This window comes from Paraburkholderia sp. BL23I1N1 (assembly GCF_003610295.1).
Classification (GTDB): domain Bacteria; phylum Pseudomonadota; class Gammaproteobacteria; order Burkholderiales; family Burkholderiaceae; genus Paraburkholderia.
This window is the reverse complement of the sequence record NZ_RAPV01000001.1, coordinates 811,466-828,314: the sequence shown is the minus strand read 5'-3', so window position 1 is coordinate 828,314 and position 16,849 is coordinate 811,466. Positions and strand designations below refer to the sequence as shown.

Genomic DNA, 16,849 nt, shown 5'->3' with positions numbered 1-16,849 from the left:
GAAAAAGTCGCACGTCAGTCGATTCAGGAGCGAATCAGGGTTGAGCGAGCGCGGTAAAGCGCTCGAAATAATCGGGAAACGTCTTGCCGACGCACTTCGGGTCATTAATCCGGATCGGCACGCCACCCAGGCTGACGAGCGAAAAGCACATGGCCATGCGGTGATCATCATAGGTGTCGATCGCGGCGTTCGGAATCAGCTTTTCCGACGGCGTGACGACGAGGAAATCTTCGCCTTCCTGCACCTTCGCGCCGACCTTGCGCAGTTCGGTAGCCATGGCGGCGATCCGGTCGGTTTCCTTCACGCGCCAGCTGGCAATATTGCGCAGCGTGGTCGTTCCGTCCGCGAACAGCGCGGCGACGGCGATCGTCATCGCGGCATCGGGAATCAGGTTGAAGTCCATGTCGATCGGGTCGAGCTTGCCATTGTCGTTGCCGACACCGCGCACTTCGATCCAGTCGTCGCCCATCTGCAGGTTCGCGCCCATCTTGATCAGCGCATCGGCAAAGCCGACGTCGCCCTGAATGCTGGCACGGCCCACGCCTTCCACCCGCAATGGGCCGCCGCCGAGCGCGCCGGCCGCGAGGAAATACGACGCCGACGACGCATCGCCTTCCACCATGATCGTGCCCGGCGATTGATAGCGCTGCCCCGCCGGCACGACGAAACGATGCCATTCATGGCGCTCGACCTTGATGCCGAAGCGCTCCATCAGCTTGATCGTGATCTCGATGTACGGCTTCGAAATCAGTTCGCCGTCGACCTGCACGGTCGTCACGCCGCTTTCCGTGCGCAACAGCGGCAACGTCATCAGCAGCGAAGTCAGGAACTGGCTCGACACGTCGCCACACACGCGGATCGGCGCATCGGCCGTGATTTGCGCCGGGCGAATCCGCAACGGCGGATAGCCTTCGTTCTCTTCATAGTCGATCCTGGCGCCGATCTGCCGCAAGCCGTCGACCAGATCGCCGATCGGCCGCTCGTGCATGCGGGGCACGCCGTGAATCCGATAATCGCCGCCATTCACCGCCAGCGCCGCCGTTAGCGGACGCACCGCCGTGCCGGCATTGCCTAGGAACAGATCGGCTGTGCGCGCCGTGAACGCACCGCGCGTACCACTCACGACACAGGTATCGCCCTCGCGCTTCAGGCGCACGCCGAGCTTTTCGAGCGCGTCTAGCATCACGCGGGTGTCGTCGGAGTCGAGCAGGTTCGTGATCGTCGTTTCGCCTTCGGCAAGCGCCGCGAGCAGCAGCACGCGATTCGAAATGCTTTTCGAACCGGGCAAACGAACCGTGCCGGATGCACGAGAAAAGGGTCCGAGATCGAGGAATTCCATGATTGAGTCCAATTCCGGTTATTTCGAGGCGTCGCCGGGCGCAGCCCCGGCAGTGCGCTGTTCCTGCCATTCGCTACGTGCGACCCGCGAGCGCGCGAACACGGCTTCGAGCGCGGCGCCGTCGCCTGCTTCGATCGCCGCGCGCATGCGTGTAAGCACCGCCGTGTATGCATCGAGTTCGTCGAGCAACGCGGCGCGATTTGCCACGCACACGTCGCGCCACATTTCCGGGCTCGACGCGGCGATCCGCGTGAAGTCGCGGAAACCGCCGGCGGCAAATGAGAATTTCAGCGCGGCGTCGGGCGAACTGAGAATCTGCTCGACCAGCGCGAAAGACAAAACGTGCGGCAAATGGCTGACCGATGCGAGCACGCGGTCATGCTGCTCGGGCGTCATGTCACGCACGCAAGCGCCCGTGGCACGCCACATCGCGGCAACGTGTTCGACCGCTTCCGGCGTGTTCTCTGGCAGCGGGCACAGCACGACGTTGCGATTCACGTACAGATCTGGCAACGCCGCATCCGGGCCGCTCGCTTCACGGCCGGCAATCGGATGCCCCGGCACGAACTGGCCGATGCGCGCGCCGAGCGCCGCGCGGGCGGACGCAACCACGTCGGACTTGGTGCTGCCGGCATCAGTGACGATCGTGCCGGCGTCGAGAAACGGCGCAATGTGTTCGAGCAACGGTTGTGTCTGCGCGACTGGCGTAGCAAGCAGCACGATATCCGCGCCGGACAGCGCAGCACGCAACGCGGCTTCGTCGTTCAATGCGGCGGATCCGTCAATCAGGCCCAACTCCAACGCACGCGCTGTGGACGCGGACGAACGCCCGACACCGATCACCGTGCGCGCGCCTGTCACCTCACTGCGCTCGCCAAGCTCACGCAACGCGCGCGCGAGCGATCCGCCGATCAGGCCGACACCGAAAATCACCAATTTGTTAAAAGAGAACGCGGCCACGTCGGTCACAGAAAAAGCGCGCCTTCCATCAAGTTAGGTGCGTGGGTCAAGGTCAACCGCTTACGCGGTGGCAAGCGTCTTTTCGAGCGCCGCGAGGAACGCTTCATTTTCTTCCGGCAGGCCGATCGTGATGCGCAGCCATTGCGGCAAACCGTAGTTGCCGACCGGGCGAACGATCACGCCCTGCTTCAGCAACTCGAGGTTGACGCGGTTGCCGGCTGCGTCGTCGTTGCCGACGCGCACCAGCACGAAGTTGCCGTCCGACGGCACGTACTCGAGGCCGAGTTTGTCGAACGCTTCGGTCAGGCGGCGATAGCCTTGCGCGTTCAGCGCCGCGCTCTTTTCCAGAAACGCTGTGTCATTCAACGCAGCGATCGCCGCGGCTTGCGCGAGCGTGTTCACGTTGAACGGCTGACGCAGACGGTTCAACAAATCGGTCAATTCAGGCTGCGCAATTGCAAAGCCGACACGCAAGCCCGCGAGGCCGAACGCCTTCGAGAACGTGCGCGAAACCAGCAGATTCGGATAACGGCGCACCCACGCGATCGAGTCGTAGCGCTTTTCTTCCGGCAGATATTCCGTGTACGCCTCGTCGAGCACCACGGCCACATGACGCGGCACCTTGTCGAGAAACGCTTCGAGCCTGGCGCCTTCGATGAACGTGCCGGTCGGGTTGTTCGGGTTCGCGACGAAGATCAACCGGGTGTCGTCAGTGATCGCGGCGAGCATCGCATCGAGGTCGTGGCCGTACTTAACGGCCGGCACGACGACCGCACGCGCGCCCACGCCTTGCGTGGCGAGCGCGTAGACCGCGAACGAGTATTGGGCGTAGACGATCGACTGCCCCTTCTCGACGAGCGCGTGCGCGGCAATTTCGAGAATGTCGTTGCTGCCGTTGCCGAGCGTGACCCAGTCGGCCGGCACGCCGTAACGCTCGCTCAGCGCCGTCTTCAGTTCGAATGCATTCGCATCCGGATAGCGGCCGAGTTCGCTGGCGGCTTGCGCCATGGCGCGCTGCGCCGATTCCGGCATGCCGAGCGGATTTTCATTCGACGCGAGCTTCACGATGGTCGCTTCGTCGAGGCCAAACTCGCGGGCCACTTCCGAAATCGGCTTGCCGGCGATGTAAGGCGCAATCGCGCGCACATAGGAAGGACCGAAGGACGTTGTCATGAAAATCTCCGAACGACTAATTAGTAGTGGATGAATTCGCGGCAGGCACGCTCGAGCAGCAGGAGCGCGCCTCGACAGACATTAGCAGGCGCGCGGATACGAGCCGAGTATCTTCAGGAACGCGGCCTTCTGGCCGAGTTCGGCAAGCGCGGCGGCAACTGCCGGTTCGTCGCGATGGCCTTCGACGTCGATATAGAAGTAATACTCCCACGTGCCGACGCGCGCCGGGCGCGACTCGAAACGGGTCATGGATACGCTATGGCGGGCCAACGGCTCGAGCAACTTGAACAGGGCGCCCGGCTCGTTCGCCACCGAAGTGATCAACGACGTCTGATCGCGCCCGCTGACGCCGGTGCGCTCCTTGCCGATCATCACGAAACGCGTGCGGTTGTGCGGATCGTCCTGGATGAGGGCGTACGCGACCTGCAGACCGTAATGCGTTGCGGCGCGATCGCCGGCGATCGCGGCGACAGTTGGATCGTCCGCCGCCATGCGCGCGGCTTCGGCATTGCTCGACACAGCCTGACGCTCGAGATGCGGCGCGTTGGTCGCGAGCCAGCCCTGGCACTGGGCGAGCGCCTGCGCGTGCGCGCATACGCGAGTCACGCCGGTGAGACCGCCGTTCAGCGTCAGGAGATTGTGGTGAATCGGCAAGGCCAGTTCGCCGCCGATCGTGAGTTGGGTTTGCAGCAGCAGATCGAGCGTGCGCGACACCGCGCCTTCGGTCGAATTCTCGACCGGCACAACGCCGAATTCGGCTGCGCCTGCTTCGACCGAGCGGAATACTTCGTCGATCGACGGGCACGGCAACCCTTCGATCGACTGACCGAAGTACTCGTGCATGGCCTGTTCGCTATACGTGCCGACCGGCCCGAGATACGCGGCCTTGATGGTCTTTTCGAGCGCGCGGCTCGCGGCCATGATCTCGCGCCAGATCGCGCTGATATGTTCGCTGGCCAGCGGGCCGTCGCTCATATCCTGCAGGCGCGCGATCACCTGCTGTTCGCGCTCCGGGCGGAACACCGGTGCATTGAAATGCTTCTTCACCTCGCCCACTTCGAGCGCCACGGCGGCACGCTGATTGAGGAGTGCGATCAGCTGCGCGTCGAGCGCGTCGATGCGTTCGCGAAGGGGCTTGAGTCGGGTATTGAGTTCGTCGTCCATGCGTGAAAACGGCTCTGTCGGTAGCTGCTGCACAAATGCGTGCTGGAAAAGATGCGCGTGCCTGAATATCGAAGACGATCAGGCGCTGCGCTGTTCGAATTCCTTCATGTATTCGACAAGCGCTTTGACGCCTTCGAGCGGGACGGCGTTATAAATCGACGCCCGCATGCCGCCGACGGACTTGTGGCCCTTTAGCTGCACCATTCCCCGCGCTTTCGCGCCGGCCAGGAAGTCTTCGTTGCGCGACTCGTCGGCGAGGAAAAACGGTACGTTCATCCGCGAGCGCGAGCCACGCTCGACCTTGTTCAGATAGAAGCCGCTCGAATCGATCGCGTCGTACAACAGCTTCGATTTTTCGAGGTTACGCGCTTCCATCGCGGCAAGGCCGCCCTGCTTCTTCAACCACTTGAACACGAGCCCGGCGACGTAAATTGCGTAGGTGGGCGGCGTGTTGTACATCGAATTGTTCTCGGCGACGGTTTTCCATTCAAATGCCGACGGGCAAATCCATTGAGCGCGGCCCAGCATGTCTTCGCGCACGATCACGACCGTCACGCCCGCCATGCCGATGTTTTTCTGCGCGCCACCGAACAGCACGCCGTATTTGGCGATGTCCATCGGGCGCGACAAGATGTGCGACGAGGCGTCCGCCACCAGCGGAATATCGCCGAGGTCGGGAATCTCGAACGTCTCGACGCCGTGAATGGTCTCGTTGGTGCACAGATGCACGTACGCGGGATCGTCCGACAGTTGCCATTCCGAGCGTGCCGGCGCGCGCGTGAAGCCATCGGCCGTTTGCCCGCTCGCCGCCAGATGCACCGTACCGTACTTTTGCGCTTCCTTGAACGACTTCTGCGACCAGGAACCCGTCACGACGAAATCCGCGCGCGCTTTCGCGCCCATCAGGTTCATCGGCACGATTGCATTTTCGCCGAGGCCGCCGCCTTGCAGAAACAGGATGCGATGGCTGGCGGGCACCTCGAGCAACTCGCGCAGATCGACTAGCGCTTCCTCATGGATCGACATGAATTCTTTGCCGCGATGGCTCATTTCCATCACGCTCATGCCGCTTCCCTGCCAATTGAGCATCTCGTCGGCTGCCTGACGCAGCACTTCTTCGGGCATGGCTGCTGGGCCGGCGGAGAAATTAAAGACGCGCATCGTGAGATCCTGGAAGCTGGCGCGAAAAACGAATAGATCGCGCAAAAATCGGCGAAGTTGGCGGCCGCGAAGGCAGCCGCTGCAACGGCAGCCACTGCAAAGTTAGCGCAGCGAACTCGACAACGCGAGTTTGACGACGCGTGTTTGGCGACAATTTCGCGCTCAAAAAAAGAAAATGGCCGTCTGCGCGTGTGCGCAAACAGCCATTATCGCATTGTCGCCGCCAACCCGCCAAACCCGGCACGCCGCTCAGCACGCCGAATAGCTTGCCAAGCGGCGGCTAGCGCGACGTCAGCGCAGCCTTTCGACCTTCGGGCTCAACTAGCTGGCTTAGCTTACTTACTTAGCTTGCTTACTTAGCCGGCTTGACCGAAGCGACTTCCTTGTCAGCCTGGTCGCGCGTTGCCTTGATCGATTGCGGCATGTACTTTTGCATCAAACCATTCACGACGTCGCGGCCAACCTGGTCTTGCACCTGGATGAACTTGCGGCCGGTCGGGCTCTTGTAGAACGCCGTCAGATCCTTGATTTCCGACGTGCTGTAGTACTTCGCGTAAGCGTCGTACTGAGCTTGCATTGCGTCCTGACGGAAGGAATCCGTTGCGAACACCTGGCCTGCGCCGTCAACCAGCTTCGGCACAGCGTTCTTTTGCAGCGTCGGGACGGAAGCCTGCTTCTGCTTGTCCGTCATCGTCTTGTTTTCGCTCAGGGCGTCCGACAGGATAGCCGGAACCAGTTGCTTAGCTTGCATTTGCGCGCTGTTGCCGATTGCGCCAACGAGCTTCTGTGCGTCGATTGCGTCCAGCAGGTCCTTGATTGCAGCCTGCTTGGCCGGATCAACCGGTGCCGCGGCAGCAGCCGGAGCCGCCGGAGCCGAGCTCTGCAGAGCTTGAGCCATAGCGAAAGTCGGCACGAGAGCAGCCAGCAACATCAGTTGTTTGAATCGTTTTTGCATCATTACTCCCTAAGAGAAATTAACTTGAACTGCAAGCTGCACGGGATGCGTATCTGGCCGACACCGGCTTGACACGCCATTGTTCCCTGCGCAGCTTTCAACCAATAACTGAGACTGAAAACCGCCGACGCGGATCAGGCCGCACCACCCTCATCACCGCCGTTGTCGCCTTCGGCAGGACCTTCGGTGTCGCCTTCCACATCACCCTCCGCTTCCGCCTCAGCAACCTGTTGCAGACCTGAAAGCTTGGTCCCTTCGTCAAGGCTGATGAGTGTAACACCTTGGGTTGCGCGCCCCATTTCCCGAATTTCCGAGACACGCGTACGAATCAGCACGCCCGTATCGGTGATCAGCATGATCTGCGCTTCCTGATCCACCAGCGTGGCGGCGACGACTTTGCCGTTGCGCTCCGACGTCTGGATCGCAATCATTCCCTTCGTACCGCGCCCGTGACGCGTGTACTCAGTGATCGGCGTGCGCTTGCCATAGCCGTTTTCGGTTGCGGTAAGCACCGACTGCTGCTCGTCGCCGGCCACCAGCAACGCGATCACGCTCTGACCGTCTTCGAGCTGCATGCCGCGCACACCACGTGCCTCACGGCCCATCGGACGGACGTCGTTCTCGTCGAAACGCACTGCCTTGCCGGAATCCGAGAACAGCATCACGTCATGCTGGCCGTCCGTGATGGCGGCGCCGATCAGGTAGTCGCCGTCATCCAGACCGACCGCAATAATACCCTTGCGCAACGGCCGGCTGAAGGCTTCCAGCGGCGTCTTCTTTACCGTTCCTAACGCGGTGGCCATGAACACGAATTTATCTGCCGTGAACTCCTTGACCGGCAGTACGACCGTGATCTTTTCGCCGTCCTGCAACGGGAACATATTGACGATCGGACGGCCGCGCGAGTTCCGCGACCCCTGCGGCACTTCATAAACCTTGACCCAGTAGACGCGGCCGCGATTCGAGAAGCACAGGATGTGATCGTGCGTGTTGGCGATGAAGAGCGTGTCGATCCAGTCGTCTTCCTTCATGGAAGTCGCCTGTTTGCCGCGACCTCCGCGCTTCTGGGCGCGATATTCGGACAACGGCTGCGATTTCACATAGCCGGCATGAGACATGGTCACGACCATCTCTTGCGGCGTAATCAGGTCTTCGGTGTTCAGCTCGGTGGCGTTCAGCTCGATCTTCGAGCGGCGCGCGTCGCCGAATTCGGCCTTGATCGACGTCAGTTCGTCGACGATGATCGCCGTAATGCGTTCCGGGCGAGCCAGAATGTCCAGCAGGTCGGCGATTTGCGCCATCACTTCGCGGTACTCGCCGATGATCTTGTCCTGCTCCAGACCCGTCAGGCGTTGCAGACGCATCTGCAAGATTTCCTGAGCCTGGGTGTCGGACAAGCGGTAGAGGCCGTCGGACTGCATGCCGAAGGACGGATTCAAACCTTCCGGACGATAAGCCTCGCGACCGCCAGCCGACGCGTTTTCCGTCTCGGCGCGGGACAACATTTCGCGCACCAGCGACGAATCCCACGGACGCGCCATCAATTCCTGCTTCGCGATCGGCGGAGTCGGCGCGGCCTTGATGAGCGCGATGAACTCGTCGATGTTGGCGAGTGCGACTGCCAGACCTTCGAGCACATGACCACGTTCTCGGGCTTTGCGCAGTTCGTATACAGTGCGCCGCGTCAGCACTTCCCGGCGATGCGACAAGAAGCACGACAGCATTTCCTTCAGGTTCAGCAGCTTCGGCTGGCCGTCGACCAGCGCGACCATGTTCATGCCGAAGGTGTCCTGAAGCTGGGTCGCCTTATACAGATTGTTGAGAACGACTTCCGGCACCTCGCCACGCTTCAGCTCGATCACGACGCGCATGCCGCTCTTGTCGGATTCGTCGCGGATGTCGGAGATGCCTTCGAGCTTCTTCTCGTTGACCAGTTCGGCGATGCGCTCCAGCAGCGAGCGCTTGTTCACCTGATACGGCAATTCGTCGACGATGATCGACATGCGCTGACCGCGGTCGATTTCCTCGAAATGCGTGAGCGCGCGCATCACCACGCGGCCGCGACCCGTGCGGTAACCATCGCGCACACCGGCCACGCCGTAGATGATGCCGGCGGTCGGGAAGTCAGGCGCCGGGATGATCTCGATCAGTTCGTCGATCGTGGCTTCCGGGTTTTTCAGCAGGTGCTGACATGCGTCGACAACCTCGTTGAGGTTGTGCGGCGGGATGTTGGTTGCCATGCCGACCGCAATACCGGACGAGCCATTGATCAGCAGATTGGGAATACGCGCCGGCAGGATGGCCGGTTCGTTTTCGCTGCCGTCGTAGTTCGGCGTGAAGTCGACCGTTTCCTTGTCGATGTCGGCCAGCAGTTCGTGGCCGATCTTTGCCATGCGGATTTCGGTGTACCGCATCGCCGCGGCGTTGTCGCCGTCGACCGAACCGAAGTTGCCCTGACCGTCCACCAGCATATAGCGCAGCGAGAAATTCTGCGCCATACGGACAATCGTGTCGTAGACAGCCGTGTCGCCGTGCGGGTGATATTTACCGATGACGTCGCCGACAATACGCGCCGACTTCTTGTAAGCCCGGTTCCAGTCGTTGTTCAGTTCGTGCATCGCGTACAGCACGCGCCGGTGTACCGGCTTCAGGCCATCGCGAACATCGGGAAGCGCACGCCCCACGATCACGCTCATCGCGTAATCGAGATACGAACGGCGCATTTCCTCCTCTAGGGAGATTGGCAGAGTCTCTTTGGCGAATTGATCCATTATCCGTATCTTTTACGTGCCAAGGCGACGGCGTGAAGCTCGCTTGAAGCCCAACTCGCCGCGCCTTCGCGAAAGCATTGCAGGCGCAACGCATCACGCGATTCTAACATGTCGCGCATCCGCCCCCGACTGGGGTACGTATACCTATTAGCAGGTGAACGGAAACGGCGCCTGGACGCCCCCTTATCGAATCGGGGGCAGGCTCGATTCGTGCGTGGGCCAATCCGCCGCTCAGCCATGACTGGCGGTGGGTACAGCGGATTGCTTCTGTTGCGCATGCACCACAATTGGAGGGTGATTTGATCGGGGGCAGATTTTTTTATCGTTGGAAGGGAACGATATGGCAAAATGCCAACGCACAAAGAGTTAGACACTGCTCGAAGTCTACACAGCACGTTTTTTGTTCTACACCGATGTTATACTTCGAGCAATGTATGACTTGTCTTCGTCAACAGGCTCGCAGTAAACCTGCGGTAATCTCAATTTCGAGAGGAGAAATATGAATAAACTTTCAAAGCTCGCGTTCATTGCAGCTACCGCAGTTATGGCTGCATCCGCCATGGCGCAATCGGTGCCGGCGTCGCGACAAGCTACGAACGACAACTGGGTGAATGGTACCGGCGAATACGTGTGGATGAACGGCACGAACGAGCTTTGCTGGCGCGATGCATTCTGGACGCCGGCAACGGCCAACGCTAAGTGCGATGGCGCCCTGGTTGCCCAGGCTCCGACCCCGCCGGCTCCGGTCGCACCTGCACCGGCTATTACGAGCCAAAAGATTACGTATCAAGCTGACGCTCTGTTCGACTTCGACAAGGCTATCCTGAAGCCGGCTGGCAAGGAGAAGCTGGACGATCTGGCATCGAAGGTCGGTTCGCTGAACCTGGAAGTCATCGTCGCAACGGGTTACACGGACCGTATCGGTTCGGACAAGTACAACGACCGTCTGTCGCTGCGCCGTGCTCAAGCTGTGAAGTCGTACCTCGTCAGCAAGGGCATCGAATCCAACCGTATCTATACGGAAGGCAAGGGCAAGCGCAACCCGGTCACGACCGGTTGCAACCAGAAGAACCACAAGCAACTCGTCGCCTGCCTCGCACCGGATCGTCGCGTGGAAGTCGAAGTTGTCGGTACTTCGAAGCAGTAAGCTACAAATTACCGCAGTATCAAAGCCCCGCTTCCGCGGGGCTTTTTTTATGCCGCTGCCGTGGGCGCCGCTCGCTCTCTCCTCCGAGTACGCGCCCGACTGCCGGAACAGGACGCGCCAGCCGCTGCGCGGCATTTTGCCGCCCTGTCGCTCGGCCTATATACTCAGGGTTTATCCTCGAGCGCCCGCTCAACGCTCTTATCGAGGCAGTTTCCGCTATGACCAACGCCGATCCCCACGAACTGCAGAAATTTAGCGACCTCGCACACCGTTGGTGGGACCCTAACGCCGAATTCAAACCGCTGCATGAACTCAATCCGGTTCGCCTGAGCTGGATCGACACGCACGCGCATCTCGCGGGCAAAACCGTGTTGGATATCGGCTGCGGTGGCGGCATTCTGTCGGAGTCGATGGCTGGATTGGGAGCGCACGTGAAGGGAATCGACCTGTCGAGCCAGGCGCTCGGCGTGGCGGATCTTCACAGCCTCGAAAGCGGTGTCACCGTCAATTACGAAGAAATCGCCGCTGAAGCACTCGCGGCCCGCGAACCGGGCACGTTCGACGTCGTTACCTGCATGGAAATGCTCGAGCACGTGCCCGAACCGGCCGCCATCGTCGAGGCATGCAAGACACTGGTGAAACCGGGCGGCTGGGTGTTCTTCTCCACCCTGAATCGCAATGTGAAGTCGTATCTGTTCGCGGTAATCGGCGCCGAATATATCGCGCGAATGCTGCCTAAGGGCACGCACGATTACGCGCGCTTCATCCGTCCGTCGGAGCTGGCGGGCTTCGTGCGTGCCGCAGGCCTGCGCACGGTAGACATCAAAGGTATCGTTTATAACCCGCTCAGCAAGCATTTCACGTTGTCCGCCGACTCGAGCGTGAACTACATGCTCGCCTGCCGCCGCGACGTCTGATCCGCCCCGACCTGCCGGACTCAATCCAATCAATGAGCGATCCCACGCCCCTGCCCCAACGCGAAGACAACGACAACGCGCTCGGTCTTTGCCAGGCTGTCCTGTTCGACCTCGACGGCACGCTGGCCGACACCGCGCCCGACCTCGCGGCTGCCGTCAACAAGATGCGACATGATCGCGGCCTCGAGATGGTGCCGCTCGAAGACCTGCGGCCGCTCGCGTCCGCGGGTGCGCGCGGACTGATCGGCGGGGCCTTCGGCATCGGCCCTGAGGATCACGAGTTCATGTCGATGCGCGAGGAGTTTCTCGCCAACTACGAGGCGGACTTGTGCATCGAGACCACGCTGTTTCCCGGCATCCCCGAATTGCTCGACGATCTCGACGCACGGGGCGTGCGCTGGGGCATCGTGACGAACAAGGTGGCAAGGCTCACCGAGCCGCTGGTTGCGCAACTCGGCCTCGAAGAACGCGCGGGCTGCGTGGTGAGCGGCGACACGACATCGCACTCGAAGCCACACCCCGCGCCACTGTTGCACGCTGCGCGCGAACTGGATGTGGTGCCGGAGCGTATCGTCTATGTCGGCGACGACCTGCGCGATGTGCAGGCGGGTTTCGCGGCCGGCATGAAGACCATCGCGGCCGCCTACGGGTACTGCGGCAACGATATTCCGCCGACGCAATGGCACGCGCAGCATGTCGTGCAATCACCTGCTGAATTGCAGAAGCTGCTGCGCGACATCGAGTAAGCGGTTGAGCGCGTGCAGCGAACGCGGCAGATGCGGCGCACACAACGCAATGCGGCGTCTTGCCTCCTCGCCGCGACAGTGCAGCAATGCGTCGAGACAGCGAGATAGCAAGACGGCCAGACAATCACCTGGGACGTGGCCGTCAAACTATTGTAAAATCTACGTTGGCCCATAAGTATTGGGCAACGAACCGCGGGGGCGACCTGGTTTCGACAGGGGTTGCGAAGCGGCTAGGGCATACCGAGGACCCGTCACCTCGTTAATCAATGGGAAAAACGTAACTGAAAACGCTCCGCCCCCCTAAGCCTCCATACTTGAGAGAGCAACGCCGCCCACTGTGGGTTTCGGGCCGATTCTGAAGTATGGATGTTTCCATAGACATCCATAGATGCATCAAAGGCAGCGGACGCGTAACAGCGCCTCTGCCGAGTGACCAGCGGGTCTGCGAACGCTGGTAAAATAGAGTTTCCGGGGCTGACCTGGTTTCGACGTGGGTATGGCGTCAGGAAGGGCATGCCGAGCACTCCAGTTCGCTCGTTAATCTGTCTGGAAAACACTTAAGCGCAAACGATAACTCGTACGCTCTCGCTGCTTAATCGCGGCGAGCCGCTCACCGGCAGGCCGATGGTCCGGGTTGAAGGCTGAAAGGCTAGAGACAGAGCGGTCATTTACATTGGCTGGTTCAGGACTGGGTCACTCGGTTCTGGACGAGACTTAGTGACTGGCGGTTACCGTAGCCTGCTGCTGGGCGACGGTAATGGCGAGACTCAAATCAGTCAGCTACGCATGTAGAACTTGTTGGCAAAGTCTTGCGGACGGGGGTTCGATTCCCCCCAGCTCCACCAATCTAAGGCCCTGGCTGCTAACGCAGCAGGGCCTTTTCACTTTCGACCGCAGGCGCCCTCATATTCATTTTTTGGCGTCGAGTATCCGGCGAATCGCTGTCACGAAGCCTGGCTTGAAGATAGTACGTGACAACCCGTTCGGTCCCGCCGAGCGCACTATTCGGCCGTGCTTTTCTTCTACCCACCCTTCGTCATCCCAGAACGTCTTCGACACGGCGTGTTCAAGCGCTTCACGCTCCAGTACGCTCAATGACGGGCCGGTATGGACTTCTACCGTGACCCCGCTGTCCGTCGTTTCCTGTGCCGTTTTCGTGGCTGCAATGGGCCGCCGGTCGATGGTCAAGGTCGTTTGAGACTTCAGAATATTCACCTCAGCACGCAGAGCTTTATTGTCTCGGACGAGCTTCTCCACAATGATGCGCGTGGCAGGGTCAGAAATCGTTCGTAGCAGCGCGTCTGCCGGATTAGGCTTCTCCACCCGTCGAGAGCTTGGCGGGTCGCCCGCGAACGCCTCCCAAGCCTCAATGAGCTTTCGATAGTCCTCAGAGGTCTCGTTCCAAAGCGCCTTGACCTTCAAGCCGCCACGAGCTTCGACGAACTCGCCTATGGACCGAAGCGTGAAGTCTCGGCTCCCTAGTTTGTGCCGTTCCTCGCAAACCTGATGAATCAGGTTCAGATTGCGACGCTTTGTCGGGTGCGCCCCTAAAGCCAACATCGCTTCGAGAACTGTGTTGGGATGCATGTCGGTAGTTTCTTTCATGGGGCGGCCACCGGCTCGAGCCGACCTTCGAAAGAAATGACGTGCCGCGGAGGCTCAGCTCCCGTTACGAACCTCAACGCTTCATCTACTGCCGGGCCCAGTCGGTCCTTCAAAGAGGCTCCTGCATCGATGAGCGAGATGACCTCGTAGCGTCCCAGGCCGGGATTGTCGGGATTCATCCGCTGGGCCAAGTGGCGCATCGCGGCACTGCCCGCGAGCTTCTGCTCCTCTTCCGTGAGCAGGAGGAAGGCCGGTCTCATGTCATCACGCATGAGTGCTGCATCCAGAATTTGGCTCTGCCGGAGCACAGCCTTTCCCGGGTCGAGGTCCGGATACAGAATGGACCCTTCGCAGACGCCGGAGAGTTGCAACAGCTCGGAGTCAACTTCCTCGATTGCAAAATCAAATTCTGCGATGCCTCCATTTGCGACAAGCGCGGTATCGTCTCCGTTTTTCAGCGCTCGGCGGCACTGTGTAATCAACTTCGTGACAGCTGCAACTGTCATCGTGAGGTTGTCGAACTTGGTGATGGCTTGCTCCCGCTGTCGTTCGGCCTCTACATATTGCTTCTGCTGCTCGAAGGGTTTGTCTTCGAACAACACTTCGGCACGCCAATCATCGAGTTCCCGGAACCGCTTTTCAGCAATGACCACCTGCAGCTTAGCTTCAGTGCAGTGATACATCACGTTGTTCCAACGAGCTGCAAGCTGCGGCAAAAAAGCCGGCAGTGTGATGAACCATCGGCAACGAGGACAATTCCGGGGACCTCCCGGCGTGGGAGCGTATCGAGGATTAGTGTCATTGCCGATGTTTGGACCGCCGTTGTGGCAACCTGACGTTTCCACTTCTGAAGTGTTTCCTCCCACGAGGCACAGCCCGTCAACCATCACCATCCAGCCGGCGGGTGTACGCGTTTGAACGTGCTCCGGAACCGCTGCGGCGAGGCTTGCAGGGCTGTTTGCGATGATATTTCTGACGAGTTGTGTGTACTCCGCGTTAGCAAGCCAATCGATGATAGTGTCCCCTGCCGCCTCATTCAGGCGCTCCACTCCCGCCTGTATGGCTTGCATCGCGTGCTGCACACCGGGCTTTGTGTAATACAGCGTCATGACCAAGCGGCTGTGGCCAGCAATCTTCTGCAAGATTGCAAGCGGTACCTCACCGTCAATCGCTAGGGCTGTGATAAGCGACACACGTAGACTGTGCAACGGGAACAAGGTCGTAGTGACATTCCGCTTGTGCAGTGCCGCGTCAGGCAGCAGACGAATAGGTCTCCCGCCTGGTAACTTTTCTCCGCGAGCTTCAAGCCGTTGCTCGAGCCTCTGCAAACACAAAAACCACGGACGGTCCATAACCGTGATGGTCAAAGGAAAATCAGGACGGTCCGTCGTCTCCGGCGTCCGAAATAGAAAGGCCGTGTCCGGATAGGCCGCAAGCTGCACGTCGGATTTGACCGGAAGGTGTCTGGTGTCCAAATCCTTCCATTGCGTCAGCTTTTTCAGCGGGTTGTACTTTTCTTGCCACCGGCGCAGCTTCTCGAACCAATAGAAAGGGTTCTGGTGAGGTGGCCCGTCCACCATCCAGGGAACATCGTATCCCTTCTGATTGCCTTCCTTACCAATGTCCGCCGTCTTGTTTGTGTTGACGTGCAGCAGCAACTTCGCAACCCCATCTGCGATTGCGGTCGGTCTCAAAAAGACACCGTTTGCGTAAGGCTTTGACTCGGACCCGAGCGCGAGGCCACCTTGGTTCAACTTCCAATCACCGCCTTGCCATCGCCAGGTATCCGCCTCACCCGAGTCAAGCATCCGTACTTGAAATGTACGCAATGGAAGTTGCAGCTTTACCAAGAGAGCGACCCACCGCACTGGACTCCACATCTCATAGATGGTCTCTGTCCTATGGCTTCCGTACGCAATGCCAGGTTCCGCCCTAATAACCCGCTCCCTGATACGCCACACACAATCCGGGTCGGACTCGTCTATCAGATTCTTGTCAACCTCAAACCATATGGGCGCTATCTTATCGACGTCTTCCGCATCCTTCCAAGTCGAAGCCAGTTGGGGATGCAAGCCTCTGACTACTTCCGCGGGGGTCTTTCCCAAGGCACCTTGGGCCCACACCCAGTCACGAAAATCCGGCCCCTCAGCAATCATCTCTCGGAGCTCTTCGATATACCCATAGGGCAATGTTGCCCGGACGCTTTCAACATGAGTCATCAGTCCACTTGCGGACAGACGGGGAACCGGATTTCGAAACGCAGGCGACGTTTCAAGCCGACCAAAGTCATCCTCCTCGCAAAAGTCAGGCTGCGTCAGCACCCATTCGAGAAATGAATAAACCAGGTTGTTAAGAACCACTAGGTTTCGCGTGCGAATTTTTCCCCAAGTTGTTTCGTAAAGGTCAGGCACCTTTGTTCGTGAAAGAAAAAGTTCAGCCGGCTCCACCGGCAGCTTGCACTTAACCAAGAATCCGATGAAATTGTTCACGCCTTGCAGGGCGGCTCCGAGCCCTTGGTCCTTACCTTTAAGCCACTGGACGGCAAGTACACGCCACTTCTCAAGTTCAGGATGTTCCGCAGCAACCCATCCTAACCGCTTATCAGTGCGTCGCAGCATTCCCTTCTTGGCACGCTTTTCACGTGCAACAGCCGCTTTGGACTTCGGCTTTTCAACAGGAGGCTTAGGGTTCTTAAGCAAATGAAAAACGTTACCTTGACACCATAGTCGACCAGTCTTTGTGCGGAGCCCTTGACGGTTAAGCTTGTCTGCGATTTGTGCAAACGATATTCCAGAATCTTTGTCTCTCTGACACTCAGCCGCAAGGGCTTCTCGGATGCTATCAAACGATGCAGCTACCTTCTTCGCTTTGACGTACGACCTAGAAAGCTTCTTTTTCTTTCTCATGGTGG

12 protein-coding genes and 1 other RNA gene are annotated in these 16,849 nt (G+C 59.7%); 4 read left to right on the top strand and 9 right to left on the bottom strand.

Annotated features, from left to right (window positions below; translation table 11 throughout):
- Positions 1–34 precede the first annotated feature (34 nt).
- The 7 genes from aroA to gyrA all read right to left on the bottom strand — a co-directional run bounded on the left by aroA (position 35) and on the right by gyrA (position 9,523).
- Complete coding sequence (gene aroA / locus B0G76_RS03970) at positions 35–1,339, bottom strand: 3-phosphoshikimate 1-carboxyvinyltransferase (protein ID WP_120290275.1); 1,305 nt, start codon at positions 1,337–1,339, stop codon at positions 35–37.
- Between the two features lie 18 nt (positions 1,340–1,357).
- Positions 1,358–2,308, bottom strand: a complete 951-nt coding sequence (locus B0G76_RS03965; RefSeq protein ID WP_120290273.1) for a prephenate dehydrogenase/arogenate dehydrogenase family protein — start codon at positions 2,306–2,308, stop codon at positions 1,358–1,360.
- A 51-nt stretch (positions 2,309–2,359) separates the two neighbouring features.
- On the bottom strand, positions 2,360–3,472 hold the full coding sequence (gene hisC / locus B0G76_RS03960; protein ID WP_120290271.1) for a histidinol-phosphate transaminase: 1,113 nt from the start codon (positions 3,470–3,472) through the stop codon (positions 2,360–2,362).
- A gap of 81 nt (positions 3,473–3,553) precedes the next feature.
- The gene (pheA, locus tag B0G76_RS03955) at positions 3,554–4,636 is read right to left on the bottom strand and encodes a prephenate dehydratase (RefSeq protein ID WP_120290269.1); all 1,083 of its coding nucleotides are present in this window, start codon (positions 4,634–4,636) and stop codon (positions 3,554–3,556) included.
- A gap of 78 nt (positions 4,637–4,714) precedes the next feature.
- Positions 4,715–5,797, bottom strand: a complete 1,083-nt coding sequence (gene serC, locus B0G76_RS03950) for a 3-phosphoserine/phosphohydroxythreonine transaminase (RefSeq protein WP_120296190.1) — start codon at positions 5,795–5,797, stop codon at positions 4,715–4,717.
- A gap of 352 nt (positions 5,798–6,149) precedes the next feature.
- Complete coding sequence (locus B0G76_RS03945; RefSeq protein ID WP_063496923.1) at positions 6,150–6,752, bottom strand: DUF2059 domain-containing protein; 603 nt, start codon at positions 6,750–6,752, stop codon at positions 6,150–6,152.
- Between the two features lie 134 nt (positions 6,753–6,886).
- On the bottom strand, positions 6,887–9,523 hold the full coding sequence (gyrA, locus tag B0G76_RS03940) for a DNA gyrase subunit A (protein WP_120290267.1): 2,637 nt from the start codon (positions 9,521–9,523) through the stop codon (positions 6,887–6,889).
- A 499-nt stretch (positions 9,524–10,022) separates the two neighbouring features.
- Between gyrA and ompA the strand changes: the two genes are divergently transcribed.
- The 4 genes from ompA to ssrA all read left to right on the top strand — a co-directional run bounded on the left by ompA (position 10,023) and on the right by ssrA (position 13,178).
- Positions 10,023–10,670 carry an outer membrane protein OmpA gene (gene ompA, locus B0G76_RS03935; protein WP_054037229.1) on the top strand — a complete coding sequence of 216 codons (648 nt, stop codon included), beginning with the start codon at positions 10,023–10,025 and terminating at the stop codon, positions 10,668–10,670.
- A gap of 218 nt (positions 10,671–10,888) precedes the next feature.
- Positions 10,889–11,587: a bifunctional 2-polyprenyl-6-hydroxyphenol methylase/3-demethylubiquinol 3-O-methyltransferase UbiG gene (ubiG, locus tag B0G76_RS03930; RefSeq protein ID WP_120290265.1), complete on the top strand. Its 699-nt coding sequence runs from the start codon at positions 10,889–10,891 to the stop codon at positions 11,585–11,587.
- Positions 11,588–11,619: 32 nt separating this feature from the next.
- Positions 11,620–12,333, top strand: coding sequence for an HAD family hydrolase (locus tag B0G76_RS03925; protein WP_120290263.1), 714 nt, complete (start codon positions 11,620–11,622; stop codon positions 12,331–12,333).
- A 470-nt stretch (positions 12,334–12,803) separates the two neighbouring features.
- Positions 12,804–13,178: a transfer-messenger RNA gene (gene ssrA, locus B0G76_RS03920) on the top strand.
- A 64-nt stretch (positions 13,179–13,242) separates the two neighbouring features.
- Here the strand turns inward: ssrA and gmtX are convergent.
- Positions 13,243–13,938, bottom strand: coding sequence for a gamma-mobile-trio protein GmtX (gmtX, locus tag B0G76_RS03915; protein ID WP_120290261.1), 696 nt, complete (start codon positions 13,936–13,938; stop codon positions 13,243–13,245).
- Entirely contained in the window at positions 13,935–16,844 is a 2,910-nt protein-coding gene (locus B0G76_RS03910) for a VPA1269 family protein (RefSeq protein ID WP_120290259.1), read from the bottom strand. The genes gmtX and B0G76_RS03910 overlap by 4 nt, the downstream gene beginning before the upstream one ends.
- Positions 16,845–16,849: the final 5 nt, after the last annotated feature.

Excerpts from the sequence above, each read along its gene's own strand:
- aroA (WP_120290275.1), bottom strand. The coding sequence starts at position 1,339 with ATGGAATTCCTCGATCTCGGACCCTTTTCTCGTGCATCCGGCACGGTT.
- hisC (WP_120290271.1), bottom strand. The coding sequence starts at position 3,472 with ATGACAACGTCCTTCGGTCCTTCCTATGTGCGCGCGATTGCGCCTTAC.
- pheA (WP_120290269.1), bottom strand. The coding sequence starts at position 4,636 with ATGGACGACGAACTCAATACCCGACTCAAGCCCCTTCGCGAACGCATC.
- serC (WP_120296190.1), bottom strand. The coding sequence starts at position 5,797 with ATGCGCGTCTTTAATTTCTCCGCCGGCCCAGCAGCCATGCCCGAAGAA.
- B0G76_RS03945 (WP_063496923.1), bottom strand. The coding sequence starts at position 6,752 with ATGCAAAAACGATTCAAACAACTGATGTTGCTGGCTGCTCTCGTGCCG.
- gyrA (WP_120290267.1), bottom strand. The coding sequence starts at position 9,523 with ATGGATCAATTCGCCAAAGAGACTCTGCCAATCTCCCTAGAGGAGGAA.
- ompA (WP_054037229.1), top strand. The coding sequence starts at position 10,023 with ATGAATAAACTTTCAAAGCTCGCGTTCATTGCAGCTACCGCAGTTATG.
- ubiG (WP_120290265.1), top strand. The coding sequence starts at position 10,889 with ATGACCAACGCCGATCCCCACGAACTGCAGAAATTTAGCGACCTCGCA.
- B0G76_RS03925 (WP_120290263.1), top strand. The coding sequence starts at position 11,620 with ATGAGCGATCCCACGCCCCTGCCCCAACGCGAAGACAACGACAACGCG.
- gmtX (WP_120290261.1), bottom strand. The coding sequence starts at position 13,938 with ATGAAAGAAACTACCGACATGCATCCCAACACAGTTCTCGAAGCGATG.
- B0G76_RS03910 (WP_120290259.1), bottom strand. The coding sequence starts at position 16,844 with ATGAGAAAGAAAAAGAAGCTTTCTAGGTCGTACGTCAAAGCGAAGAAG.